Origin of the sequence: Streptomyces sp. 8N706 (assembly GCF_052245415.1) — a bacterium.
In the GTDB taxonomy this organism is placed as follows: Bacteria; Actinomycetota; Actinomycetes; order Streptomycetales; family Streptomycetaceae; genus Streptomyces.
The window spans coordinates 1-25,539 of record NZ_JBQQBW010000075.1; the positions used below are offsets into that span (position 1 = coordinate 1).

The window sequence follows — 25,539 nt, forward strand, 5'->3', positions numbered from 1 at the left end:
GGAGGCCGAGGTCATGCTGGGGTTATTCGGGCGATCCCTGACAATGCGGCATGGGGGGTGCCTGCCCGAGACGCGTTGCGTGGCCGAGTCCGGCGTCGGCGGGGCCGGTCTCGCCGCCGCCGGACTCGGCCCCTGGCTGGGGGGTGCCGGGCGTCGCGAGCCTGCGAACGGCCGTCGGATTACGTCCTAAGGCTCCTCGGGCGCTGCCTTACGGCCGTCACGGCATCCCGGACCCTCGATCTAAGGCATCCGGACCCGCGAAGATCGGGAAGTCGCCCGATGTGGCGACACCCCCTGGGAGACGAAGGTGGAGGAGGTAACAGAAGCCTGTCATCCAGGAGTCGGAGATGTTGGAGTACGAACTGCACCGGGCCCGCCATGCGCAACTCGTGCGTGAGGCCGCGGAGTACCGGCTCGCGCGCCAGGCCGTCCGTGCCCGTCGCCGTGCGGGCCGTGCGTCCGCCCAACCCGCAGCGGCAGGGCGGGTGACCCAGAGTGCGGCGGGGGACGGCGGCGGTTCCGTACGGGCGGCCCGCGCCTGACGGCGCACCGCTGTGAGGTGCTGCCATGGAAGGCAGAGGCACCACCAGGCCGCCTGCCGCCGGGAGAACGGCCACCACGGGAAGCGCCACGAGACGAACCGCGGCGAGGGGCCCTGGCGCCGAGGGCCCTGGCGCCGGGGGAACGGCCGACGGCCGAACTGCGGCCGTGGGCATGGCCGTCGGCGGACGAGGGGCGGAGAAAGTCAGTGCCGCGGTGTCGGGCCCGTGTGCGATGCTCGGCGGCGTGGAGAGCAGATCGATCAGCCCCGTCTTCGTCGGCCGCAGAAACGAACTGACCTCACTCACCGATGCGCTCGCCCGTGCCTCGACGGGCGAGCCGCAGGCGGTTCTCATCGGGGGCGAAGCCGGGGGCGGCAAAACCCGGCTGCTGGAGGAGTTCCTCTTCGCGGCGCAGCGGTCCGGAGCCGTCACCGCGGTCGGGGGCTGCCTCGAACTCGGTGCGGACGGACTGCCGTTCGCGCCCGTCGCCACCGCGCTGCGCGCCCTGCACCGGCAGCTCGGCAGCGAGCTGGAACAGGCCGCGTCCGGACGGGAGGACGAGCTCGCCCGGCTGCTGCCCGACATCGGATCCGTGGGCCGCGACACACACGACCAGGAAGGCCGGGCGAGGCTGTTCGAGCTCACCGCCCAGCTGTTGGAGCGGCTCGCCGCGGACCGTACCCTCGTCGTCGCGATCGAGGACCTGCACTGGGCGGACCGCTCGACCCGTGAACTGCTCGGCTATCTCTTCCGCTCGCTCCAGCGCTCCCGGCTCGTGGTGCTCGCCAGCTACCGCACCGACGACATCCACCGGCGGCATCCGCTGCGGCCCTTTCTCGCCGAACTGGACCGGCTGCGCACCGTACAGCGCCTCGAACTGCCCCGGCTCAGCCGGGAGGAGGTGCGCCGGCAGCTCGCCGGGATCCAGGGAGCCGAGCCGGAGCGGGAGCTGGCGGACCAGATCTTCGACCGCTCCGAGGGCAATCCGTTCTTCGTGGAGGAGCTCGCGACCAGCGACTACAGCTCCTGCGGTCTCAGTGACTCGCTGCGCGACCTGCTGCTGGTGCGCGTCGAGGCGCTGCCTGACGTCGCCCAGCGGGTCGTCCGGATCGCCGCCCGCAACACCACCGTGGAGTACGCCCTCCTCGCTGTCGTCTCCGGGCTCGACGACGAGGAGCTGATCGAGGGCCTGCGCGCCGCCGTCGGCGGAAACGTCCTGGTGCCCACGGACGACGGTGACGGCTACCGCTTCCGGCACGCTCTGCTGCGCGAGGCGGTCGTGGAGGATCTGCTGCCGGGCGAGCGCTCCCGGCTCAGTCGGCGCTACGCCGAGGCCCTGGAGGCCGATCCGTCGCTGGTCAGGGCCGAGCAGCGGGCGACCCGGCTCGCCAGCTACTGGTACTCCGCCCATGACGCCACCAAGGCACTGCCCGCGGTACTGGTGGCCGCGGGCGAGGCCCGGCGGCGGCATGCGTACGCCGAGCAACTGAAGCTGCTCGAGCGGGCGATGGAGCTGTGGGACGAGGTGCCCGCGGAGCAACGCGCGAAGCTGCCGGGCTCGGACAACACCGAGTCCTACCCCTCCTGCCGCTGCTACCCGGACAGCCCCCAGAGGCATCTGCACTTCCTCGACCTGCTGGCGGAGGCGGCCGTCGCGGCCCGGTGGGACGACGCCGCGGAACGGTCGTATGCGCTGGTCAAGAAGGCGCTCAAGCTGATCGACGAGGACCGGGACCCGGCGCGGGCGGCGTGGTTCTGGATGCAGCGCTCCCGGCTGATGACCTCCATGGGGCGGGGCGACGGCTGGGCGGAGATCTCCAGGGCCCAGGAGCTGGTGACCGGTCTGCCGCCGTCCGCGGTCCACGCGGATGTGCTGCTGCACGCCGCGGCATGGCACAGCCTGCATGTCTCCGATACGGGTTCGGTACCGCTGGCCGAGCGGGCCGTCGAACTCGCTCGGCTGGTCGGCGCCCGGGAGGTCGAGCTCAACGCGCGCGTGACCCGTGCCTGTCTGCGTGCGCAGGCGGGTGAGGGGGAGAAGGCCGTCGCCGAGCTGTACGAGGTGCGCGAACTCGTGGAGCGGATCTGGGCGCCGCGCGCCCTGGACCGGGTCCACGGCAACCTCGTCGATGTCCTGCACCGGCTGGGCCGGACCGCTGAGGCCGTCCGGGCGGCCGAGGCGGGCATCGAGGCACTGGGCCGGCACAGGCTCAACGAGAGCGCCACCTTCGTGGCCGGAAACCTCGTCGAAGCGCTGCTGCTCCTCGGGGAATGGGACCGGTCCGCGGCGCTCCTCGACCAGTGGCGCTACCGCGCCCGCAGCTCCCGGCCACTGGCCTCCATGGAACTGCGCCGTATCGAACTCGCCCTGTACCGCGGGCAGTACGGCCCGGTACCCGGCCTCATCGCGGCCACCCGGGATCACCTCGGCAAGAACGACATGGAGCCGCAGTACGAACTCCCCCTGGCGCAGGCCGAGATGCGGTTCGCCGCGGCGCACGGACAGTTCGACCGGGCGAGCGCCGCACTGGACTGCGCGCTGAACCTGCTGCCCCTGCTCGGGCAGGAGACCTATGTCTGGCAGCTACTGGTCAGCGGGGCGACGCTGGCGGCGCAGCGGCGCGGGCTTCCCGGGACCGACGGCACGGCGCATCAGCGGCTGGTGTCCCGCCTGAAGGCGGCCTCGCGCAGCCTGGCGTGTCCCGCGCCACTGTGGACCGCGTGGTCGCGCCGCTTCGACGCCGAACTCGCCCGCGCCAGGGGGGAACACCAGCCGCGGCTCTGGGCCGAGGCCACTGCCGCCTTCGAACCGTTCGACTACCCGTACCTCCTGGCCGAGCTCCGGCATCGCTGGGCCGAGGCGCTGCTCGGGTCCGGAGCGGCAAGTACCGAGTCCGGCGCGGTGCGCGAGCGGACCGCCGGACTGCTGGCGCAGGCGCACGCCGTCGCGACCCGGCTGGGCGCCCGACCGCTGCGCGAGGAGATCGAGCTCCTCGCCCGGCGGGCCCGGCTGCCGCTGGAGGCCGAGGGCCACGGTGCACCGGCTGCCAGGGGCGGGACATGGGCCGACGGGATGAGTACCGCAGTTGTGGACCCCGCGGCCGACGCCCGGGACGGGGTGGCGGCGAACGGCGCCGACGCCGATCCGGCACAGTCACTCGGACTCACCAGGCGGGAGCGGGAGGTGCTCCGCCTGGTCGCGGCCGGGCGCAGCAACCGTCAGATCGCCGAGGAACTCTTCATCTCACCGAAGACGGCGAGCGTCCATGTCTCCAACATCCTGGCGAAGATGGGCGTTTCCGGCCGCGGTGAGGCGGCTTCGATCGCCCACCGGATGCGTCTGTTCGCCGAACCGGAGACGACGGGCTGACCCATCGGCGCACCGCCTCCCGTGCCCACACCAGGGGGCTCAACGACGTGCGGATGACTGACGTACTGCCCAGGCGACCGTACGGATATCCGCCCCACAGCTCCCACAGCTCACCGCATCCCACAGTTCCCCGACCGACCGACTCCCGGCCTGCTGGCGACCGGCTGGCCGGTCCGCGGTTGACCGGCTCACCCTCGCCGGTCAGGGAGTCCGGGGCCCCGCCGTGGTGTGGTGCGACTGGTCCGGCTGTCAGGTGACCTTGAGCTGGAGGATGCGGTCATCTCCCTTCTCCGGAGTGCCGCGGCCATCGGTCTCGCTGGTGACCAGCCACAGTCCGTCCGATCCGTCGGAGACCACCGTGCGCAACCGGCCGTACTTCTCGTCGAGAAAGGACTGTGGGTCTGCCACCGGCTTGGTTCCCGCCAGTGGAATCCGCCAGAGGCGCTCACCGCGCAGCCCTGCCATCCAGATCGATCCCTGGGCGTAGGCGATGCCACTCGGCGAGGCATCGTCGGTCTTCCACTGCTCCAACGGGTCCACGAAGCCGGGCTCGTCGCCCGTGCCCTCGACCACTGGCCAGCCGTAGTTCTTCCCCGGTTGGATGAGATTCAGCTCGTCCCATCTGTCCTGTCCGAACTCTGCTGCCCACAGCCGCTTGTCGGTGTCCCAGGTGAGCCCCTGCACATTGCGGTGGCCATACGAGTAGACCACCGAGTCGGGGAACGGGTTGCCGTGCACGGGCTCGCCGTCCGGGGTCATCCTCAGGATCTTCCCGCCCAGGGAAGACTTGTCCTGCCCGAGTCCCCGGTCACCGGTCTCTCCCGCCCCGGCGTAGAGCATCTTGTCCGGGCCGAACGCGATCCGGCCGCCGTTGTGGATCACGCCCTTGGGGATGCCCTTGAAAATCGTGTCGGGTGCGCCGAGCCGACTTCCCGCGGGCTTCTTCTCGTCGTAGACCATCCGGGCGATGCGGTTGTCGGACTCGGTGGTGAAGTAGGCGTACACCAGGTGGTCCGCGCCGAACGTCGGTGGTACGGCGATGCCCAGCAGCCCGCCCTCACCGCCGGGGGCGACCCCCGGCACCGACCCCAGCTCCGTCTTCTTCCCGCTGTCGGCGGAGATCAGAAAGATCTTCCCCGTGTCCCGGGACGACATCAGCAGATCGCCGCCGGGCAACGGCGCGAGGCCCCAGGGCGACGCCAGCCCCTCCGCGACTGTACGCACCACCTTCACCGAGCCCTTCGCCGGTGCGGCGGAGGGCGATGGCCCATCCGTCGGCGACGTCGCACCGGATTTCCCCGGCGACGAGGCGCCCTTCGACCGCTCCGGAGGACCGGTGTCCCCGCCGTCGGACGAACAGCCGGCTGTGAGCAGCAGCGCGGCGGCGGCCAGCAGAGCAGGCACGGCAGTCACAGCAGATCGTCGCACAATGAGCGATCCTCTCGGTCGTAACCAGTGCATCACACTGCTTCATACACCGGCCGCCCGCGCGAGGTTCCCGGTCGACCCGTCCTTCCCCGCCTCCCCACTGATACCGGCTCCGCCGCGACCGGCCCCACCAGGCCGACGTCACCGACACCGGCCCACCAGGCCGGTTCGTCGCCACCGTCCAACGACCCGAGTTCACCGATTCCGACCTGACCGAACCGGCCTCACTCACCCACCCGGCCAGGGCGGGGTCAGTCCCACGAACCCTGCACCGGCGGCAGGGCCGCGATCTCCGCGAGATCCTGTGCGCTCAGGCGCAGCGCGACGGCCCCCGCGTTCTCCACCGCCCACTGCTCCTTCTTCGCGCCCGGCACCGGCACCACATGCCGCCCCTGTGCCAGCACCCATGCGAGCGCCACCTGCGCCGGCGTCGCCCCGTGCCGCGCCGCGACCCTGCGCAGCCCGGCCACGATCGGCTGGTTCGCCGCCATCATCTCGGCCGTGAACCGCGGATGGCGGGCCCGTACATCGTCCGGCTCGAACCCCTGCCCCGGTGTCAACGTGCCCGTCAGAAAGCCGTTTCCGAGCGGCATGGCCGCGAGAAATCCGATTCCGCGCGACTCGCACCACGGCACCAGCGACTCCAGTGCCTCCGGCGACCAGACCGACAGCTCGGCCTCCACGCTGCTCACCGGAAAGACCTGCTGCACCCGGGCCAGCTGCCGGATCGTCGCCTCGTGCATCCGGACCCCCCGCCGCGTCCGGTCCCTCTCGTCACCGGACCCTGCCCTTCTGCGGAAACGCTGCGTGCCCTTCTGGAACGCGCACAGCCCCAGCGACCGCACCTTGCCCGCCGTGACCAGCTCGGCCATCGCGCCCCAGGTTTCCTCCACGGGCACCTCCGGGTCGGCACGGTGCAGCTGGTAGAGGTCGATGACATCGGTCTGAAGCCGGCGCAGAGAGGCGTCGCAGGCCCGCTTCACATAGCCGGGCCGTCCGTTTGCGACGATGTGCTGCTCGCCCACCAGCAGCCCGCACTTGGTGGTCACGAAGGCGTCGCGGCGCCGTTCCTTCAGGACCCGGCCGACCAGCAGTTCGTTGGTGAACGGCCCGTACATGTCCGCGGTGTCGAGGAGGGTCGTGCCCCGGTCGAGCGCGGCGTGCACCGTACGCAGCGAGCTCTCGCCGTTCTGCTGGGAGGAGCTGTACGCCCAGCTCATCGGCATGCACCCGAGGCCGACCGCACCCACCGAGAGCGCCTCCGCGCCGATTGTCCTGCGCTCCACCTGGCGTCGCACCCTTCCCTTGCGTGGCCCCCAAACTAACCTCTGCCGCCTGCATGTTTTCGCCGAGGCCAGGTTCGGGCGATCTTCGCGGCCCCGGGACGCTCCCCCGGACGCCGTCCGGGTGTGGACTCCCCAGCGGGGGTGGGGCCGGGGAGTGCCCCGCCCACCGCACGGCCAAGCCCCGGGCATGCCGTGCACCGGATTCCACGGCTCGGGCATCGGTCCCGGCCTCCCGTATTGGCCCTGGCCCCGGCATCGGTCCCGGCCCCGGCATCGGTCCTACCCGGGCTCCGGCCCCGGCTCCGGTATCGGCCCCGGCCGCCGGTATGGGGCCCGGCCTCCGGCAGGGAGCCCCAGGGCCGGCCCGCGACGCCTCCCCGGATACGCCCTAGCCTCCTGACCATGACTTCCGACGTGTGGCTCCCCGTACGGCCCGACCGGTTCGAGAGGCTCCCCGAGGGCTTCGACTACCACTTCTGGGACGGCGCCCCGGACTTCCCCGCGGACCCGGCCCGCTGCGTGTTCTACGGCGTCCCCTACCTGAAGGGCCAGGAGATCGCGGTCCGCCCCTTGCCCGAGATGACCGCCGTACGCGTCGTCCAGACCCTGACCGCCGGTATCGACGACATGCTCCCGGCTCTGCCAGGCCTGCCCCCCGGCGTGCGGCTGTGCAACGCACGCGGCGTGCACGAGGCGAGCACCGCCGAGCTGGCCCTCGCCCTCACCCTCGCCTCCCTGAGGGGCATCCCCGGCTTCGTCCGAGCCCAGGACGCCGGGATGTGGCGGTCCGGCTTCCATCCGGCACTCGCGGACAAGTCCGTTCTCATCGTCGGCTACGGTGCGATCGGCAGCGCGATCGAAGACCGGCTCACCCCCTTCGAATGTGCGCGGGTGGCGCGCGTCGCGCGCTCCGCCCGCACCACCCCGCGCGGCCCGGTGCACCCGCTCGCCGATCTCCCCGCACTTCTCCCCGACGCGGATGTCGTGATTCTCTCCACCCCGCTCACCGATGCCACCCGCGGACTCGTCGGGGCCGACTTCCTGTCGCGTATGAAGGACGGCGCGCTCCTGGTGAACGTTGCCCGGGGAGCGGTGGTCGACACCAAGTCCCTGCTCGCGGAGGTGGAGACCGGCCGGCTGTGTGCAGCGCTCGATGTCACCGACCCCGAACCGCTGCCCGCCGGACATCCCCTCTGGCACGCGCCCGGGGTCCTCATCAGCCCGCACGCCGGGGGGCCGACGTCCGCGTTCCTGCCCCGTGCCATGCGGTTGCTGAAGGAGCAGTTGGTCCGTTTTGCCGCCGATGAGCCCCTTGCCAACGTGGTCGCCACGAGCGACTAGACGGTGCGCGGGGACGCCGCGTGGGATGCTTCCGGCACGCTCCGAGGCCGCGCGATTGCTCTCAGTCCCCGCAATTGCGCTGGTAGTTACGCTGTGTAGAGATACTATGTCCCTGAGTGACCGGGTTGGTGTATCGTCCGGACGGGGACTGTGCCACGGGGCAGTACGGCCGGCGCAGCGATGGACCGGAACTCAAGGGGGGCGACGGGCGATGCACGGCGAATGGACCAACCACCCAGACACACGGCCGGGGCGCGGCAGTCGGCAGCGGATCCGGTGCGCGGACGCGCGCAGACCCAAGCGCAGGACAGCGCCCCCCAGGGCGGTGCGGTGAGCACCCCGGGGGCGGTGATCTCCCGTCGGCAGGTTCCCGGCGGCGGGGCCGGATTGCTCCCCCAGCTCGTCCTCGCCCTGGTGTGCGGGGGATATGCCACCGGAGCCGCGCTGGGCTGGGGCTCCTCCCGACTCGCCCTGATCATGGGGGACTTCGGCCTCGCCGCCGCCGCCCTGGCCGGAGCCGTTTCGTGCCTGTGCTACGCGCGATGCCGCTCCAGCTGTCTCCGCCCCGCCTGGCTGCTGTTCGCCCTCTCCTCCGCCATGGCGGGATTCGGCAACGCGGTCTGGGGCTGGTACGAGGTCGTGCTGCGGACGCCCGTGCCCAGCCCGTCGCCGGCCGATTTCTGCTTTCTGCTCTTCGCGCCACCGGCGATCGTGGGACTGCTGGTCCTCGCCAAGCGCCCCGCCACCCGGGCGGGCTGGATCTGTCTGGCGCTCGACGCCTGGCTCATCGGCGGCTCGCTGCTGACCATCTCCTGGAGCCTCGCGCTCGCCCACACCGCGCACCAGGAGGGCGAGAGCGTGGCCCACGCCGCGCTGTCGCTCGCCTATCCGCTGCTCGACATCGTGCTGGTCAGCATGGTGCTGGCGCTGCACTTCCGGCGGTCCTCCGCCAACCGGTCCGCGATCAACACCGCCATCGCCGCGCTCGCCCTCACCGTGCTGTGCGACGCGCTGTTCACCTCCCCGCTGCTGCGCGAGCACTACCGCTCCGGCCAGCTCCTCGACGCCGGCTGGTTCGCCGGCTCCATACTCCTGGCCTACGCCCCCTGGGTCTCCCGGAGGGACACCGACGGGTGCGGCCGGAGCCGACGGGAGTCCCCGACGAGCCGTCCCACGGCCGGATCGCTCGCGGCGCTCGCCCCGTATCTGGCCGCCGCCGTCTGCACGCTGGGGATTCTCTACAACGTCATCGACGGCAGCCGTATCGACCGCGTTGTGGTCTTCACGGCCTGCACCGTCGCGCTCGCTCTCGTCGTGCGCCAGGGCATCATGCTGCTCGACAACATGACCCTCACTCAGGAACTGGCGGAAAAGGAGAACCACTTCCGCTCTCTGGTGCAGGGCTCCAGCGACGTGATCATGATTGCCGCCCCGACCGGGGTGCTGCGCTACGTCAGTCCCGCCGCGGCGGGGGTCTACGGCATCGACGCAGAGGATCTCATCGGCTCCGAGTTCGCCTCCCTCATCCACCCCGAGGACCTGGGCGGTGTGGTGCACGAGGTGCGGCGGTTCCTCGCGGCCCACCCCGACGAGGAGCCCACCACCCGTATCGAGTGCCGCTTCCGTGCCGGCGGCGGCCGCGCGGGCGGCGGCGGTTGGCTCAATGTGGAGTCCACGGTCAACCGGCACCACGGGGGCCTGATCTTCAACAGCCGCGATGTGACCGAACGGGTCCGGCTGCAGGCCCAGCTCCAGCACAGCGCCGAGCACGATCCGCTCACCGACCTGCCCAACCGCGCCCTGTTCACCGAGCGGGTCCGCCAGGCCCTCAGCGGCCGCCGCACCACCGACCCCGGCACCGCCGTGCTCTTCATCGACCTCGACGGTTTCAAGGCGGTGAACGACACCGTCGGGCATCAGGCCGGCGACGAACTGCTCGTGCACGCCGCCCGCCGCCTCCAGGAGTCGGTACGGGCCGGGGACACCGCGGCCCGGCTCGGCGGCGACGAGTTCGCCGCCCTCATCCTCGGCGACGGCACCCGGGACGCCGCGGCCCGCGAATACCGCATCGTCGAGGTCGCCGAACGGCTGCGTGCCGGACTCTCCCGCCCCTACCGCGTCTCGGGCACGGAGGTGAGGGTCGCCGCCAGCATCGGCGTGGCCTTCGCCGACCCCGGGATCAACCCCGCCGAGCTCATGCGCAACGCCGATCTGGCCATGTACCGCGCCAAGGCGGCGGGCAAGGGCCGGGTCGAGCTGTACGCCCCGCAGATGCAGGCCGAGGTGGTCCGCCGGGCCGAACTGGCGACCCGGCTGCGGAACGCCCTGCACGACGGAGAGTTCGCCCTGCTCCACCAGCCCGTGGTGGACCTCGCCGACGGCCGGATCACCGCGGTCGCCGCTCAGGCCCGCTGGCGTTCCCAGCAGGGCATTCTCTTCACCCCCGACGAGTACCTCCGCGTCTCCGACCAGCGCGGCGACCACGGGAGGGGCGAAGCGGGTCCCCGCACCGCCGAGATCGACCGCTGGCTGCTGGAGGAAGCCGTCGAGCAGGCCGCCGAGCGGCACCGCGCCGGACACACCGTCCCTGTGGCCGTACGGCTCTCACCCCACCGCCTCACCGAACGGGGTATGGGGCCGGGCAGCGTCGAGGCGCTGCTCACCCGTCACGGTCTGCCGTCGGGCGCGCTGGTCCTGGAGCTGGCCGAGACCGATCCGAAGGTCCCCCTCGAAGAGCTGGAGCGGCGGCTGGTCGCTCTGCGCCGCCTCGGCGTACGGATCGCCCTCGACGGTTTCGGCAGCGGCTGCGCCGCCATCAGCGCCTTGCGCCGGCTCCCCGTGGACGTGCTCAAGCTCGACCGCGGACTGGTCGAAGGCGTCGTCGACTCGGCCAGGGTGAACAAGATCACATCCGGGCTGCTGCGGATCGCCGCCGACCTCGGCCTGCAGACCGTCGCGGACGGTGTGGACCTTCCCGAGCAGGCGGTGGCGCTCAAGGCGATGGGCTGCACCCACGCCCAGGGAGCAGTCTTCTCGGGACCGCTCGACGAGCACCGGCTGCGGCGCGCCCTGGCCCGTGGCGCGTATCCGGTGCCCGCCCCCGCGGACCGGCTCGAAGGGGGGCGGGAAGCCGTGCTGACCACGAGCGCCCTACCTGTCAAGGTGGGCATGCAGGGACGGGAGGCGCTGCCGAAGAGGGTGGCGGTGAGTGACGGCCGGGAGGGCCCGGATTCGGTCACCCCTCCTCCATTGTGCTCAAATAATGAGACGCCTGTCCCACCCACTTGACACCCCCTGGGCGGCGGAGGGAGGGTCATGCCATGCGCACCCGAATTCTCGTACTTGGAAAGCGCGTCGGCTGAAGCAGGGTCACGATGCATCCCTGCGGACCACACCCGGCGCGCTCCCCTCGCTTGCCTCACGGCACGAGGGGTTTTTTGTTGCACTGGTACGGATCACCGCACCACATCCTCCGGGGGGGCGACCCCCTCACCCCAGCAAGAACCTCATCTTCGAGAAGAGAATGCCGATGACCGAGCAGGCCACCGGGGCCCACCATCCGCAGCCGCGGGCCCGTAGCGGCGGGCAGCAGCCCACCATCACCGAGCACGTGACGGGCGCGCAGTCCCTCATCCGTTCTCTCGAGGAAATCGGCGCGGACACCGTATTCGGCATTCCGGGTGGTGCCATCCTCCCCGCCTACGACCCGCTGATGGACTCCTCGAAGGTCCGTCACATCCTGGTCCGGCACGAGCAGGGCGCCGGCCACGCCGCCACGGGCTACGCGCAGGCCACCGGAAAGGTCGGCGTCTGCATGGCGACCTCCGGCCCCGGGGCCACCAACCTCGTCACCCCGATCGCCGACGCCCACATGGACTCGGTCCCCATGGTCGCGATCACGGGCCAGGTGTCCTCCAAGGCGATCGGTACGGACGCCTTCCAGGAGGCGGACATCTGCGGTATCACCATGCCGATCACCAAGCACAACTTCCTGGTGACCGACGCGGCCGAGATCCCCAGGACGATCGCCGAGGCCTTCCACATCGCCTCCAGCGGCCGGCCCGGCCCGGTCCTCGTGGACATCGCCAAGGACGCCCTCCAGTCGCAGACCACCTTCGTCTGGCCGCCGCAGACCGACCTGCCCGGGTACCGGCCGGTCATCAAGCCGCACGCCAAGCAGATCCGCGAGGCCGCCCGCCTGATCACCGAGGCAAAACGCCCGGTCCTGTACGTCGGCGGGGGTGTGCTGAAGGCCGGCGCCACCGAGGAGCTGAGGGTGCTCGCCGAGCTGACCGGCGCGCCCGTCACCACCACCCTCATGGCGCTGGGCGCCTTCCCGGACAGCCACCCGCTGCATGTGGGCATGCCCGGGATGCACGGCTCCGTCACCGCCGTCACCGCGCTGCAGAAGTCGGACCTGATCGTCGCGCTGGGCGCCCGCTTCGATGACCGCGTCACCGGCAAGCTCGACAGCTTCGCCCCGTACGCCAAGATCGTCCATGCCGATATCGACCCCGCCGAGATCGGCAAGAACCGCGCCGCCGACGTGCCGATCGTCGGTGACGCCCGCGAGGTCATCGCCGACCTGGTCGTCGCGGTCCAGGCCGAGCGGGACGAGGGCCGCACCGGCGAGTACGCCGAGTGGTGGCAGAACCTCAGCCGCTGGCGCGACACCTACCCGCTGGGCTACGACCTGCCCGAGGACGGCAGCCTCTCCCCGCAGCAGGTCATCCAGCGGATCGGCCGGCTCGCCCCGGAGGGCACCATCTACGCCGCGGGCGTCGGCCAGCACCAGATGTGGGCCTCGCACTTCATCGACTACGAACAGCCCGGCACCTGGCTGAACTCGGGCGGCGCCGGGACGATGGGCTACGCGGTCCCGGCCGCGATGGGCGCCAAGGCCGGCGCGCCGGGCCGTACCGTCTGGGCGATCGACGGCGACGGCTGCTTCCAGATGACCAACCAGGAGCTGGTCACCTGCGCGCTGAACAACATCCCCATCAAGGTGGCGATCATCAACAACGGCGCGCTGGGCATGGTCCGCCAGTGGCAGACGCTCTTCTACAACCAGCGTTACTCCAACACCGTGCTCCACTCGGGCCCCGAGGACAACGGCGGGCAGGCTGCCGCCGAGGCCGTCACGGGCCCGAGCGGTGGCACCCGCGTCCCCGACTTCGTGAAGCTGTCCGAGGCCATGGGCTGTGTCGGTATCCGCTGTGAGGACCCGGCCGAGCTGGACGCCGTCATCGCCAAGGCCAATGCCATCAACGACCGGCCCGTCGTCGTGGACTTCATCGTCCACGAGGACGCGATGGTCTGGCCCATGGTGGCCGCCGGCACCTCCAACGACGAGGTCATGGCCGCCCGCGGTGTCCGCCCCGACTTCGGCGACAACGAAGACGACTGAGTCCAGGACCAGAGCCCCCGAGAAGCAGAGAGAACGAGCCCATGTCCAAGCACACGCTCTCCGTCCTGGTGGAGAACAAGCCCGGTGTCCTCGCCCGGATCACCGCCCTGTTCTCCCGCCGCGGTTTCAATATCGACTCCCTCGCCGTCGGTACCACCGAGCACCCCGACATCTCCCGTATCACCATCGTGGTGAACGTCGAGTCGCTCCCGCTGGAGCAGGTCACCAAGCAGCTCAACAAGCTCGTCAACGTACTGAAGATCGTCGAGCTCGAGCCGGCCGCCGCCATTCACCGTGAACTCGTCCTGGTGAAAGTGCGGGCCGACAACGAGACGCGATCCCAGGTGATCGAGATCGTCCAGCTCTTCCGCGCCAAGACCGTCGACGTCTCTCCGGAGGCCGTCACCATCGAGGCCACCGGCGGCAGCGACAAGCTCGACGCCATGCTGAAGATGCTCGAGCCGTACGGCATCAAGGAGCTGGTGCAGTCCGGCACCATCGCCATAGGGCGCGGCGCCCGCTCCATCACCGACAGGTCGCTGCGCGCGCTCGACCGATCCGCATAACGAGACCGACGATCCTCACCCCGCCGAACCGTCATACGGTGGGAAGCGGGCCCCTGCAACGGCAGATCCCCCGCAACGGCAGAAACAAGGAGATACCCGAAGTGGCCGAGCTGTTCTACGACGACGACGCCGACCTGTCCATCATCCAGGGCCGCAAGGTCGCGGTTCTGGGCTACGGCAGCCAGGGCCACGCGCACGCGCTGTCCCTGCGCGACTCGGGCGTCGATGTGCGCGTGGGTCTGCCCGAGGGCTCCAAGTCCCGCACCAAGGCCGAGGAGCAGGGCCTGCGGGTGACCACGCCCGCCGAGGCCGCCGCCGAGGCCGACGTGATCATGGTCCTGGTGCCGGACCCGATCCAGGCCAAGGTCTACGAGGAGTCCATCAAGGACAACCTCAAGGACGGCGATGCGCTGTTCTTCGGCCATGGCTTCAACATCCGCTTCGGCTTCATCAAGCCCCCGGCCAACGTGGACGTCGCGATGGTCGCTCCGAAGGGTCCGGGCCACCTGGTCCGCCGCCAGTACGAGGAGGGCCGCGGCGTGCCGTGCATCGCGGCCGTCGAGCAGGACGCCTCCGGGAACGCCTTCGCGCTCGCGCTCTCCTACGCCAAGGGCATCGGCGGCACCCGTGCCGGTGTCATCAAGACCACCTTCACCGAGGAGACCGAGACCGACCTCTTCGGTGAGCAGGCGGTCCTCTGCGGCGGTGCCTCCGCGCTGGTCAAGGCGGGCTTCGAGACCCTGGTCGAGGCCGGTTACCAGCCGGAGATCGCCTACTTCGAGTGCCTCCACGAGCTGAAGCTGATCGTGGACCTGATGTACGAGGGCGGACTGGACAAGATGCGCTGGTCGGTCTCGGAGACCGCCGAGTGGGGCGACTACGTCACCGGCCCCCGCATCATCACCGGCCAGACCAAGGCGGAGATGAAGAAGGTCCTCGCCGAGATCCAGGACGGCACCTTCGCCCGTAACTGGATGGAGGAGTACCACGCGGGTCTTCCGAAGTACAACGAGTACAAGAAGGCGGACGCGGACCACAAGCTGGAGACCACCGGCAAGGAGCTGCGCAAGCTCATGAGCTGGGTCGACGAGGAGGCCTGACGCCTCCCGCGCGGTGCGTCGCGGTGGGATCCGGCGGTCGTGCGCCGCGGGTCCCGCCGCACGGCAGGTGCCGGCGGCCCCGGCCCGGTGGGCTTCGCCCCGCCCGGCCCCGGCCTCCGCGCCACTCCGCGCCATCCGGCCGGCGTTCGGGCGTGGCGTCCCCCGCGGGGGCCACGGCCGGATACGCCAGTCCCCCGGGAGGCACCCCAGCGCACCTCCCCGCCGGACTGTCGTTGTCCATGGCGTCGAGCGCCGACCGGGTGATCCTTCCGCAGAGGCGCAAGACGCACCGGCCGCCGCCGATACACTGCATGAACAAGCGCGTCAGGCTCACAGCGTCGTGCGTCTTCCACGCGGCTGCCCCCCTTCACCGCCTTCGGCCGTCGGGACGGCCGTCCTCCCCCGTGGCCTTTCGGGCACGGGAGGGGCCCCCAAGGACCAAGTGAGGACTGAGGACCACGTGAGCCCGAAACCTGTCGTACTCATCGCTGAAGAGCTGTCGCCCGCCACGGTCGAAGCCCTGGGCCCGGACTTCGAGATCCGGCACTGCAACGGCGCCGACCGCGCCGAGCTCCTCCCCGCCATCGCCGACGTGGACGCGATCCTCGTACGCAGCGCCACCAAGGTCGATGCCGAGGCCATCGCCGCCGCGAAGAAGCTCAAGGTCGTCGCGCGCGCCGGGGTCGGTCTGGACAATGTCGACGTGTCCGCCGCCACCAAGGCCGGCGTGATGGTCGTGAACGCCCCGACCTCCAACATCGTCACCGCCGCCGAACTCGCCTGCGGGCTCCTCGTCGCCACGGCCCGCAACATTCCGCAGGCCAACACCGCCCTCAAGAACGGCGAGTGGAAGCGCAGCAAGTACACCGGTGTCGAGCTGGCGGAGAAGACCCTCGGCGTCGTCGGCCTCGGCCGGATCGGCGTTCTGGTCGCGCAGCGCATGTCCGCGTTCGGGATGAAGATCGTCGCGTACGACCCGTACGTCCAGCCCGCGCGCGCCGCGCAGATGGGTGTCAAGCTCCTCTCCCTCGACGAGCTGCTCGAGGTCGCGGACTTCATCACCGTCCATCTGCCCAAGACCCCGGAGACCCTGGGCCTGATCGGCGACGAGGCACTGCACAAGGTCAAGCCCGACGTGCGGATCGTCAACGCCGCCCGCGGCGGCATCGTCGACGAGGCGGCTCTGGCCTCGGCTCTGAAGGAGGGCCGGGTCGCGGGGGCGGGTCTGGACGTCTTCTCCAAGGAGCCGTGCACGGACTCCCCGCTCTTCGAGTTCGACAATGTCGTGGCGACCCCGCACCTGGGCGCCTCGACCGGTGAGGCCCAGGAGAAGGCGGGCATCGCCGTCGCCAAGTCGGTGCGCCTCGCCCTCGCGGGTGAGCTGGTCCCGGACGCGGTCAACGTCCAGGGCGGGGTCATCGCCGAGGACGTCAAGCCGGGACTGCCGCTCGCCGAGAAGCTCGGCCGGATCTTCACCGCTCTGGCGGGCGAGGTCGCGGTGCGGCTCGACGTCGAGGTGTACGGCGAGATCACCCAGCACGACGTCAAGGTGCTGGAACTCTCCGCGCTCAAGGGCGTCTTCGAAGACGTCGTCGACGAGACCGTCAGCTATGTCAACGCCCCGCTGTTCGCGCAGGAGCGCGGTGTCGAGGTGCGGCTGACCACCAGCTCGGAGTCCCCGGAGCACCGCAATGTGGTCACCGTGCGCGGCACCCTCGCCGACGGTGAGGAGATCGCGGTCTCCGGAACTCTGGCCGGGCCCAAGCACCTCCAGAAGATCGTCGCCGTGGGCGAGCACGACGTGGACCTGGCGATGGCCGACCACCTGGTGTTCCTCCGCTACGCCGACCGGCCGGGCGTGGTCGGCACCGTCGGCCGCATCCTGGGCGAGGCCGGTCTCAACATCGCCGGTATGCAGGTGTCCCGTGCGGTACCGGGCGGTGAGGCGCTGGTCGTCCTGACGGTGGACGACAGCGTTCCGGCGCCGGTCCTCACCGAGATCGCCGAGGAGATCGGCGCGACCTCGGCCCGTACGGTCGACCTCAAGGACTGACGCTCCTTCCGCATCGGGCCCGGTCCCCGCTCCGGCGGGACCGGGCCCGATGCGTCTGCACGCAGGCGCTGTGCCTCAGGCGGAGGCTGCGGCGACGCAGAACTCGTTGCCCTCCGGGTCGGCCATCACCACGTGGTGCCCGCCGAACTCCTCTCTCACGGCTCCGCCCGCCTTCACCAGCCGCGCGGACTCTGTCTTGATGCGTGCCCACTGTTCCTCGGGGCTGCCGTGTCCTGGCACCCGGATGTCGATATGAAGCCGGTTCTTCGCCGTCTTCGGCTCGGAAACCTTGAGGATGGAGAGGCGGGGGCCGACGCCGTGGGGATCGCAGAGCCATGCCCCGTCGTCCTCGGAGTCGTCCTCCGGCAGGTCGAAACTCGCGAGCCACTCCTGGCGAGTGCTGAAGGGAGTGGGCGGCGGCTCGTCGACGTAGCCCAGCGCCGTCTTCCAGAACTCGGCGAGGAGCTGTGCGTTCGCGCAATCCAGGGTCAGATCGATTCTGGCTGCCATGACAGCAACGTACTGCGCACCTCTGACAGCCCGGAGGGGCACAACCCTCAGAGCCGCCGGGTCTTCAGCCCCATGTGGAGCAGCAGCCGGTCCTCTCCCTCGTTCAGGTCCAGACCGCTGAGCTTCTCCACGCGCGACAGCCGGTAGTAAAGGGTCTGCCGGTGGATGCCGAGCACCGCCGCCGCCCGGCCGGCCTGCCCCGCACAGTCGAGGAAGATCTCCGCCGTGCGCGCCAGCTCGTGCTGCGCGGGTGCCAGCAGCGGAGCCACGGCCGGATCCGGTGCCGGGGCCGCCGGCAGACCGGTGAGCATCCGGTACGGGCCGATGGCCGACCACTCCGCGACCGGCCCCAGCCGGTCGGCCGCCCGCGCCGCGCGTGCCGCGGCCACCGCCTCGCGCCACGCCGCGGGCAGGTCCTCCACGCCGCGCCGGGGGCTGCCGATCCCGGCCGCGGCGCCCGCGGCCGGGACCGCCGCGCCGCCCGACCCAGGGGACCGGACGCCCGCCCGTGGCGAACGCAGCAGCCGCTCCGCGGCCATCCGGGCCGGTTCGAGGACCGTGGTCGCGCGCAGCCGTACCAACGCGGCCAGCCCCTCCACCCCCGCGGCGGAAGCGGCCGGGGCCACACAGGTCGCCGCCACGCCCGGCTGTCCGGCCAGCGCGGAGCCGGGGTCCTCGGGCAGGTCTCCTTCCGTCCCGCCGCTGAGCCAGGGCATGACCGCGACGAGCGCCAGCGGCCCGTCCGACGATGTGCCGAGGGCACTGCGCAGACCGGCGGTGGCCGCGTCCCGGCCCCCCGCCGGTCCGGTGAGGAGATCGCGCAGCAGCTCGCCCGTCTCCGCGTCGGCTCGCGCCTCGGCGGCCAGCAGCGCGCCGATACGGGCCGCGGTGTCCATCGCCTGGGCCAGCCGCGGGTCCGGTGGCAGACCCGGTCCGCCGATCTCCAGCAGCGACAGATGCCCGTCGTCGAGCAGCCAGACGTAGCCGCGGGCCACGCCCCGGTGCCGTACGGGAAGACAGATCCGGCCCATGAGCACACCGGCAGCGGGGTCCGGCGGGATGCGGACCGGGCCGGTGGCGCGGGCGATGCCGAACGCCTCGAACCAGGCCCGTACGGCCGCGGTCGAACGGCGGTGCAGGATCGAGCGGGTACGGACCGGGTCCATGGCCGGTTCGCCGTCCTCGCCGTCGCTGTCGTGCGCGCCGAAGGCGATCAGTCCGAAGTCCCGGTCCTCCAGGGTCGCGGGGGCGCCGAGGACCGCCGAGATCTCGTCCACCAGCTGCTGATAGTCCGTACGCACTGCCGTACCGGTCCCTTCGCGCCACATCGGTGGCCGGGTCCGTACCCCGGCCCGCCCACCATTCTCATACATCTGTCTGAGATCCGGGCCACGGATGCGTGACAGCTGTTTATGGCCGACGATCGGAGCGATCCTTAGGTTTCACGGTGGTTCTCCTTGCCGTTCCGGGCTGGTCCGTCGCGGCTGTTCGTCCTCATCGTGGAGGTGCCCCGTGCTGGGTCCCGTGCTCCTCGCCGCCGCGCGCAGCGACAGCCTTCGCCGTCTCGTCTCGGCCGCGCCGGTCACCCGCCCCGTGGTGGACCGCTTCATCGCCGGTGAGGGGCTGGACGAGTCCATGGCCGTCGTGCACTCGCTCGCCGCCCGCGGTCTGGAGGTCACGCTCGACCACCTCGGTGAGGACATCACCGACCCGGCCGAGGCGCTGCGCAACCGGGACGCGTATCTCGCGCTCGCCGAGCGGCTGGGCAGCGCGCGCCTGGGCGTACGAGCCGAGATGTCGGTCAAGCTGTCGGCGTTCGGCCAGGCGCTGCCCGGCGGGCACGAGCTGGCGCTCGCCCTTGTCACGCCGGTCGTGGAGGCGGCCGCCGAGGCCGGTACGACAGTCACCCTGGACATGGAGGACCACACCACCGTCGACTCCACCCTGGCCGTCCTGGCCGAGCTGCGGAAACGCTTCCCGCAGACGGGGGCGGTGGTGCAGTCCTACCTCTTCCGCACCGAGGACGACTGCCATGCGCTGGCCGATGAGGGCTCACGGGTGCGACTGGTCAAGGGCGCCTACAAGGAGCCCGCCTCCGTCGCCTTCCAGAGCAAGCGGGAGGTGGACCTCGCCTACGTCCGCTGTCTGAAGGCCCTCATGACCGGTAAGGGCTATCCCATGATCGGCTCCCACGATCCGCGCATGGTCGCCATCGGCCAGGAGCTGGCCCGCCGCGCCGGCCGGAAGCCGGACGAGTACGAGTTCCAGATGCTGTACGGGATCCGCGAGGCCGAGCAGCTCCGCCTTGTAGCGGAAGGTCACCGTATGAGGGTTTATGTTCCGTATGGCACAGACTGGTATGGGTACTTCATGCGGCGCCTCGCGGAGCGCCCGGCCAACCTGACGTTCTTTCTGCGCTCGCTCGCCACTCGCGGCTGAGCCCCCCGAACCCGTCCCCACTACTCGATCGAAGGAGACAACGGCCACCATGGACGCTGTGACCCAGGTCCCCGCGCCGGTCAACGAGCCGGTGCACACCTACGCCCCCGGCAGCCCCGAGCGCGAGCGGCTGGAGGCCAAGCTCAAGGAGCTGGCCGACAATCCGATCGACCTCCCGATGACCATCGGTGGGGAGAAGCGGATGGGCGGCGGTGACCGCTTCGACGTGGTCCAGCCGCACAACCACTCCGCCCGGCTCGGCACCTACGGCAACGCCACCGAGCAGGACGCCCGGGACGCCGTCGACGCGGCCCTGGCCGCCGCACCGGGCTGGCGTGCGCTCAGCTTCGACGACCGCGCCGCGATCATTCTCAAGGCCGCCGAGCTGCTGTCCGGACCGTGGCGCGAGACGCTGGCCGCCTCCACCATGCTCGGCCAGTCGAAGACCGCGCAGCAGGCGGAGATCGACACCCCGTGCGAACTCATCGACTTCTGGCGCTTCAATGTCCACTTCGCCCGCCAGATCATGGCGGAGCAGCCCGTCACCAACTCCCCGGGCGTGTGGAACCGCACCGACCACCGGCCGCTCGAGGGCTTCGTCTACGCGATCACGCCCTTCAACTTCAGCGCCATCGCGGGCAACCTCCCCACGGCCCCGGCCCTGATGGGCAATGTCGTGGTCTGGAAGCCCTCCCCGACACAGACCCACGCGGCGGTCCTGCTGATGAGGGTCCTGGAGGAGGCCGGCCTGCCGAAGGGCGTCATCAACCTGGTGACCGGGGACGGCAAGGCCGTCTCCGAGGTGGCCCTCAACCACCCGGACCTCGCGGGCATCCATTTCACCGGCTCGACCAGGACCTTCCAGTACCTGTGGAAGACGGTCGGCAACAACGTCGAGAAGTACAAGACGTATCCGCGGCTGGTCGGTGAGACCGGCGGCAAGGACTTCATCGTCGCCCACCCCTCGGCCGACCCGGCCGTCCTCAAGACCGCCATGACCCGTGGCGCCTTCGAGTTCCAGGGCCAGAAGTGCTCCGCCGCCTCACGCGCCTATGTGCCGCGCTCCCTCTGGGAGAACGGCCTGCGGGAGGAGTTCGCCGCCGAGGTCGACGCTCTGCCCATGGGCGACGTCCGGGACCTGTCGAACTTCATCGGTGCGGTCATCGACGAGCGCTCCTTCGCCAAGAACAAGGCCGCGATCGACCGGGCGAAGTCCGACCCGACCATCGAGGTCGTCGCGGGCGGCACCTACGACGACAGCGAGGGCTACTTCGTCCGCCCGACGGTCCTCGTCTCCACTGACGCGGAGAACGAGATCTTCAAGGAGGAGTACTTCGGCCCGATCCTCGGTGTCCTGGTCTACGACGATGAGAAGTACGACGAGATGCTCCACCAGATGGAGTCCGCCTCGGCGTACGGGCTGACCGGCTGCGTGATCGCTCAGGACCGCGCCGCCGCGGCGGCCACCTGCGAGGCGCTGCGCTTCGCGGCGGGCAACTTCTACATCAATGACAAGCCGACCGGCGCGGTCGTCGGCCAGCAGCCCTTCGGCGGCGGGCGTGCCTCGGGTACGAACGACAAGGCCGGCGCGAAGCAGAACCTGATGCGCTGGACCTCGACCCGCTCCATCAAGGAGACCCTGGTCCCGCCGACGGACTACCGCTACCCACACATGGGATGACCTGCGGATACGCCCCGACGACGGCCCGGCGCCCCGAACAGCGCCGGGCCGTCGCCGTTCCATGAACATGGGCGCGGCACTGGAGGGGTGCCACGGGACGTACCCGTACACCAGCGGTGAGCGCGAGGCGCGCTGAGAGCGCATTTCCGTGCGCCGGGCGTGTGATGTTCGCCGTGGCCGTCTCAGATAGTAGGAAGTCCGAGTAATTGTGGAGACAGCGCGGTGCGGCTGTCCTAGCTTTGTAGAAGCCGAACGTCTCGCTCCATCCAGCGATCGGCGGGTGAGATCGGTGCCCCCACGCAGGTGACCCCTGCCGCACCGTGGCCCCGCCCCTTCCGGCGATCCGATTCCGCATGCTCTCGGGGATCTTCTCTTCGCTCTGGTTATTGGAGACGTGCACATGAACGAGACCACTCGCCGCGTCCGCCACGCCGCCGCCCGCAACGCCGACACGACCGCCCGGAAGAACGCCGCCGCCGCACTCCAGCGGGCACTGGACCGCCGGGACAACGGCGGCGCCACCGGACACTGACCGATCCGTCACGGCGCCGCGCCGCAGGTCACGGCGGTGCGCCGCCGTGGGTCACTTCGAGCCGCGTACGACGTCGAACGCGTCGATGCGTTCGCCGCTCTCCGCGAGCGCCGTCACCTTCAGCTTCGGGCGCGAGCCCGGCTCCGCCTCCACCGCGAGGAAGGAGAAGCCGGTGTAACGGACCCGCGACCACTCGACCGTGTCCGGATCCGGCAGCCGCGATTTCGTCCAGTGGAACGTGACGATGTGGTCGCGGTCGTGGACGTGCCCTTCGTAGCTGTCCGGTACGCCCACCCCGAAGCTGTAGAGCTCCTTGCCCGCGCCGCCCGCCGTGACGTACACGATGCCGTCCCGGGTGGAGTCGGTCACCGACCCGATCGGGACCTTCCGCCCGACCTCGCCGTCCTTGATCGCGTCGCTGCGCTCATAGACATGGTTGTGGCCGTTGATCACCAAATCGACCTGGTGCTTCTCGAAGAGCCCCACCCAGGCGTCGCGCACCCCGCCGTCCGAGGCGTGGGTGCTCGTGGAGTACGCGCAGTGGTGGAAGAAGACCACGATGAAGTCGATCCCGGACTGGGCGCGCAGCTGCGCCAGACGCCTGTCCAGCCAGGCGGTCTGCTTGCCGCCCGTGTAGCCCTGGTTCGCCGGGATCTCGTAGCTCACATCGTTGGCGTCCAGCGCCACCACGCCCACGTTCCCGTAGACGAAGGAGTAGACGCCCGGCGCGAGTGAGGCGTCGGGGCCGTTCTCCGGGAGCGACCAGCGGGCGGACTGGCCGCCGTAGCCGTTGGGGGAGTACCAGGCCTCCATGTCGTGGTTGCCGGTGGTCACCATCCAGGGCACGCTCGCCGCCACCGACTCCGTCTGGGCCAGGAACTGGTCCCACACCCGGGCGTCATAGGTGTCCGACTCCTTGCCGTGGCCGGAGGAGTCCGCATAGCAGATGTCTCCGGCGTGCAGATGGAAGGAGGGGTTCTGACCCAGGATCAGCTGGTCGTTGGCGAGCGCGTCATAGCTCACGCCCTGGTCGCCGAAGGCGGTGAAGACGAACTTCTCCGACTGCGCCGGCGCCGTCCGGAAGGAGCCGATGGTGGACAGCCGGCCCGCCTCGGCCGGGTCGAAGCCGTCGTGCCCGACCCCGTAGTAGTACGTGGTGCCGGGGCGCAGGCCGTCCAGCGCCGCGTGCAGGTAGTACTGGTCGACCGCCGGCAGTTTCTCCGAGAGCGAGGGGGTGTGCAGATCGCGCACCTCCGCCGCTATCTTCCGGGTGAGCTCCCAGGGCTTGAGCCCCACCCGGACGTAGGGCCGTCCGACCGCGAAGGGGACCTGCCAGGAGATCCGCATCTGGGTCTTCGGATCGGCGCCGAAGGCGAGGTGACGGCCGAAGGGCGCGACCAGGGAACCGTCGACCTTCGCCGTCGCGGGCGCGGTGATCAGGGTGGGGGTTCCGGCCGTGGCCGTGTCCGTACCGGAACCGGCGAGCAGCCCGACGCCGCCGGCGGCCGCCGCGGTGGCCGCCGAGCCGCGCAGGACACGGCGGCGGGAGAGCTTGCTGCGCAGATACTCGTGCTGCTCCGGCATGCTCATCCGGTTCTGGAGGTGCTCCGGAATGCCGATCCGTGGGGTGTGGGGGGAGGCGGGGGTCGACCCGCGCGGGGATGCGGTCATGCGTAATAACTTGCCAGTAACATCCAACTCCCCGCCATACAACGGGTGAACGGAGCTCGACCAGCTGATCGCCGATGTCCGGATGGCGGACAGGTTGTGTCGGTCCCTGGGACGGGGGAGTAGGGTCTGCATCATGTCTCGCAGCATCGATCTCGCAGTGATCCCCGGTGACGGCATCGGACAGGAAGTCGTGGCCCAGGGCCTCAAGGTCCTCTCCGCGGTCCTTCCGCAGGACACGAAGCTCGAGACCCGGAGTTACGACCTCGGCGCCAAACGCTGGCACGCCACGGGTGAGACCCTCTCCGACGCGGATCTGGAGTCGCTGAAGCAGCACGACGCCATCCTGCTCGGCGCGATCGGCGACCCCTCCGTGCCCTCCGGTGTGCTCGAGCGCGGGCTGCTGCTCAAACTCCGCTTCGCCTTCGACCACTTCATCAATCTGCGTCCGTCGAAGCTCTTCCCGAACACCGCGAGCCCGCTGGCAGGCCGCCCCGACATCGACTTCGTCGTCGTCCGTGAGGGCACCGAGGGGCCGTACGTCGGCAACGGCGGCTCCCTGCGCACCGGCACGCCCGCCGAGGTCGCCACCGAGGTCAGCCTCAACACGGCCTACGGTGTGGAGCGGGTCGTCCGCGACGCGTACGAGCGCGCCAAGGCCCGCCCCCGCAAGAAGCTGACGCTGGTTCACAAGAACAACGTGCTGGTGCACGCGGGTCATCTGTGGAAGCGGATCTTCGACGCGGTCGGCGAGGAGTACCCCGAGGTCACCACCGACTATCTGCATGTGGACGCGGCGACGATCTTCTTCGTCACCCAGCCCGAGCGGTTCGACGTGATCGTCACCGACAATCTCTTCGGCGACATCCTCACCGACCTCGCCGCCGCCGTCACCGGTGGTATCGGCCTCGCGGCCTCCGGCAACATCAACCCCACGGGCACCTTCCCCTCGATGTTCGAGCCGGTGCACGGCTCCGCACCCGACATCGCGGGCCAGGGCAAGGCGGACCCGACGGCGACGATTCTCTCCGTCGCTCTCCTGCTCCGGCACCTCGGGTACGAGGACGAGGCGGCCCGTATCGAGACCGCCGTCGCCGCGGACCTCGCCGAGCGGCAGGGCCCGCGTACCACCGACCAGATCGGCGACGCGCTCGCGAGCCGAGTATCCGGCTGACCGGCCGGCAGCACTGCCGCTCACCGGCCCTCGTCCCCCACCGGGGCGGGGGCCGCTGCGTGGCTCATCACTGAGCCCACCCGGCCTGTCAGTGACATCCCCCGCGGCCAAGCCCTGTTCGGGCGATCTTGTCGGTCCCGCTGTGCCTGGGGGGTACTCCCCCGGCCGCCAGGCTGGGGAGTGCCCCCACACCCGATGCCGCGGACCGATCCTCGAAGATCGCCCGGACAGGGGCCGGCACCCGCCCGCTGGGCAACAGCGGCGGCGGGTGCGACCATCAACCCTGGGCCGCGCCACAAGCCCGCGCGGACGCACGGTTTCCTCTCCAGGGTGCGATTCGCGATAATCGGACGCGTGGCCGCACCTCGGGGGGAAGTTCGGACGTCCTAGCAGCGCAGGAGGCGAAGCGTGCGGTCCGCCACGACCTCATGGTGAAGGACAC

At 70.7% G+C, this 25,539-nt stretch carries 17 protein-coding genes; 12 read left to right on the forward strand and 5 right to left on the reverse strand.

Annotation, left to right across the window (positions count from 1 at the left end; translation table 11 throughout):
- Positions 1-347: 347 nt before the first annotated feature.
- Both ACTWQE_RS23980 and ACTWQE_RS23985 read left to right on the forward strand, forming a co-directional pair.
- The gene (locus ACTWQE_RS23980) at positions 348-542 is read left to right on the forward strand and encodes a hypothetical protein (protein ID WP_443331101.1); all 195 of its coding nucleotides are present in this window, start codon (positions 348-350) and stop codon (positions 540-542) included.
- Positions 543-774: 232 nt separating this feature from the next.
- A complete protein-coding gene (locus ACTWQE_RS23985; RefSeq protein ID WP_443331119.1) occupies positions 775-3,912 on the forward strand; it encodes a helix-turn-helix transcriptional regulator in 3,138 nt (1,045 codons plus the stop codon).
- 249 nt (positions 3,913-4,161) lie between these two features.
- Here ACTWQE_RS23985 and ACTWQE_RS23990 read toward each other — a convergent pair whose 3' ends face one another.
- Positions 4,162-5,373 (reverse strand): PQQ-dependent sugar dehydrogenase, encoded by a 1,212-nt coding sequence (locus tag ACTWQE_RS23990; RefSeq protein ID WP_443331102.1) that lies wholly within the window; start codon positions 5,371-5,373, stop codon positions 4,162-4,164.
- 218 nt (positions 5,374-5,591) lie between these two features.
- Positions 5,592-6,626 carry an aldo/keto reductase gene (locus ACTWQE_RS23995; RefSeq protein WP_443331103.1) on the reverse strand — a complete coding sequence of 345 codons (1,035 nt, stop codon included), beginning with the start codon at positions 6,624-6,626 and terminating at the stop codon, positions 5,592-5,594.
- A gap of 402 nt (positions 6,627-7,028) precedes the next feature.
- Here ACTWQE_RS23995 and ACTWQE_RS24000 point away from each other — a divergent pair, with 402 nt between their 5' ends.
- From ACTWQE_RS24000 to serA, 6 genes are all read left to right on the forward strand, one after another.
- Positions 7,029-7,967 (forward strand): 2-hydroxyacid dehydrogenase, encoded by a 939-nt coding sequence (locus ACTWQE_RS24000; protein ID WP_443331104.1) that lies wholly within the window; start codon positions 7,029-7,031, stop codon positions 7,965-7,967.
- Positions 7,968-8,297: 330 nt separating this feature from the next.
- The gene (locus ACTWQE_RS24005; RefSeq protein WP_443331120.1) at positions 8,298-11,255 is read left to right on the forward strand and encodes a putative bifunctional diguanylate cyclase/phosphodiesterase; all 2,958 of its coding nucleotides are present in this window, start codon (positions 8,298-8,300) and stop codon (positions 11,253-11,255) included.
- Between the two features lie 235 nt (positions 11,256-11,490).
- Positions 11,491-13,374 (forward strand): acetolactate synthase large subunit, encoded by a 1,884-nt coding sequence (locus ACTWQE_RS24010; protein WP_443331105.1) that lies wholly within the window; start codon positions 11,491-11,493, stop codon positions 13,372-13,374.
- Positions 13,375-13,415: 41 nt separating this feature from the next.
- Positions 13,416-13,940 (forward strand): acetolactate synthase small subunit, encoded by a 525-nt coding sequence (ilvN, locus tag ACTWQE_RS24015; RefSeq protein WP_443331106.1) that lies wholly within the window; start codon positions 13,416-13,418, stop codon positions 13,938-13,940.
- 101 nt (positions 13,941-14,041) lie between these two features.
- Complete coding sequence (gene ilvC, locus ACTWQE_RS24020) at positions 14,042-15,040, forward strand: ketol-acid reductoisomerase (protein ID WP_443331121.1); 999 nt, start codon at positions 14,042-14,044, stop codon at positions 15,038-15,040.
- A 460-nt stretch (positions 15,041-15,500) separates the two neighbouring features.
- A complete protein-coding gene (serA, locus tag ACTWQE_RS24025; protein WP_443331107.1) occupies positions 15,501-17,093 on the forward strand; it encodes a phosphoglycerate dehydrogenase in 1,593 nt (530 codons plus the stop codon).
- A 75-nt stretch (positions 17,094-17,168) separates the two neighbouring features.
- Here the strand turns inward: serA and ACTWQE_RS24030 are convergent, their stop codons facing one another.
- Together ACTWQE_RS24030 and ACTWQE_RS24035 are read right to left on the reverse strand one after the other, a co-directional pair.
- Positions 17,169-17,603 carry a VOC family protein gene (locus ACTWQE_RS24030; RefSeq protein WP_443331108.1) on the reverse strand — a complete coding sequence of 145 codons (435 nt, stop codon included), beginning with the start codon at positions 17,601-17,603 and terminating at the stop codon, positions 17,169-17,171.
- A gap of 47 nt (positions 17,604-17,650) precedes the next feature.
- Positions 17,651-18,904 (reverse strand): PucR family transcriptional regulator, encoded by a 1,254-nt coding sequence (locus tag ACTWQE_RS24035; RefSeq protein ID WP_443331109.1) that lies wholly within the window; start codon positions 18,902-18,904, stop codon positions 17,651-17,653.
- A gap of 211 nt (positions 18,905-19,115) precedes the next feature.
- Here ACTWQE_RS24035 and ACTWQE_RS24040 point away from each other — a divergent pair, with 211 nt between their 5' ends.
- The 3 genes from ACTWQE_RS24040 to ACTWQE_RS24050 all read left to right on the forward strand — a co-directional run bounded on the left by ACTWQE_RS24040 (position 19,116) and on the right by ACTWQE_RS24050 (position 22,255).
- Positions 19,116-20,042, forward strand: a complete 927-nt coding sequence (locus tag ACTWQE_RS24040) for a proline dehydrogenase family protein (RefSeq protein WP_443331110.1) — start codon at positions 19,116-19,118, stop codon at positions 20,040-20,042.
- 49 nt (positions 20,043-20,091) lie between these two features.
- Positions 20,092-21,723, forward strand: coding sequence for an L-glutamate gamma-semialdehyde dehydrogenase (pruA, locus tag ACTWQE_RS24045; protein WP_443331111.1), 1,632 nt, complete (start codon positions 20,092-20,094; stop codon positions 21,721-21,723).
- Between the two features lie 400 nt (positions 21,724-22,123).
- Complete coding sequence (locus tag ACTWQE_RS24050) at positions 22,124-22,255, forward strand: hypothetical protein (RefSeq protein WP_443331112.1); 132 nt, start codon at positions 22,124-22,126, stop codon at positions 22,253-22,255.
- A 51-nt stretch (positions 22,256-22,306) separates the two neighbouring features.
- Here the strand turns inward: ACTWQE_RS24050 and ACTWQE_RS24055 are convergent, their stop codons facing one another.
- Entirely contained in the window at positions 22,307-23,926 is a 1,620-nt protein-coding gene (locus ACTWQE_RS24055; protein ID WP_443331113.1) for a purple acid phosphatase family protein, read from the reverse strand.
- Positions 23,927-24,059: 133 nt separating this feature from the next.
- Here ACTWQE_RS24055 and ACTWQE_RS24060 point away from each other — a divergent pair, with 133 nt between their 5' ends.
- Positions 24,060-25,097: a 3-isopropylmalate dehydrogenase gene (locus ACTWQE_RS24060; protein ID WP_443331114.1), complete on the forward strand. Its 1,038-nt coding sequence runs from the start codon at positions 24,060-24,062 to the stop codon at positions 25,095-25,097.
- Positions 25,098-25,539: the final 442 nt, after the last annotated feature.

What these genes read in the sequence shown, in the direction of transcription:
- ACTWQE_RS23980 (WP_443331101.1), top strand. Translation starts at nt 348, where the DNA reads ATGTTGGAGTACGAACTGCACCGGGCCCGCCATGCGCAACTCGTGCGT.
- ACTWQE_RS24050 (WP_443331112.1), top strand. Translation starts at nt 22,124, where the DNA reads ATGAACGAGACCACTCGCCGCGTCCGCCACGCCGCCGCCCGCAACGCC.
- pruA (WP_443331111.1), top strand. Translation starts at nt 20,092, where the DNA reads ATGGACGCTGTGACCCAGGTCCCCGCGCCGGTCAACGAGCCGGTGCAC.
- ACTWQE_RS24030 (WP_443331108.1), bottom strand. Translation starts at nt 17,603, where the DNA reads ATGGCAGCCAGAATCGATCTGACCCTGGATTGCGCGAACGCACAGCTC.
- ACTWQE_RS24000 (WP_443331104.1), top strand. Translation starts at nt 7,029, where the DNA reads ATGACTTCCGACGTGTGGCTCCCCGTACGGCCCGACCGGTTCGAGAGG.
- ACTWQE_RS23985 (WP_443331119.1), top strand. Translation starts at nt 775, where the DNA reads ATGCTCGGCGGCGTGGAGAGCAGATCGATCAGCCCCGTCTTCGTCGGC.
- ilvN (WP_443331106.1), top strand. Translation starts at nt 13,416, where the DNA reads ATGTCCAAGCACACGCTCTCCGTCCTGGTGGAGAACAAGCCCGGTGTC.
- ACTWQE_RS23990 (WP_443331102.1), bottom strand. Translation starts at nt 5,373, where the DNA reads ATGCACTGGTTACGACCGAGAGGATCGCTCATTGTGCGACGATCTGCT.
- ACTWQE_RS24010 (WP_443331105.1), top strand. Translation starts at nt 11,491, where the DNA reads ATGCCGATGACCGAGCAGGCCACCGGGGCCCACCATCCGCAGCCGCGG.
- ACTWQE_RS24055 (WP_443331113.1), bottom strand. Translation starts at nt 23,926, where the DNA reads ATGACCGCATCCCCGCGCGGGTCGACCCCCGCCTCCCCCCACACCCCA.
- ACTWQE_RS24060 (WP_443331114.1), top strand. Translation starts at nt 24,060, where the DNA reads ATGTCTCGCAGCATCGATCTCGCAGTGATCCCCGGTGACGGCATCGGA.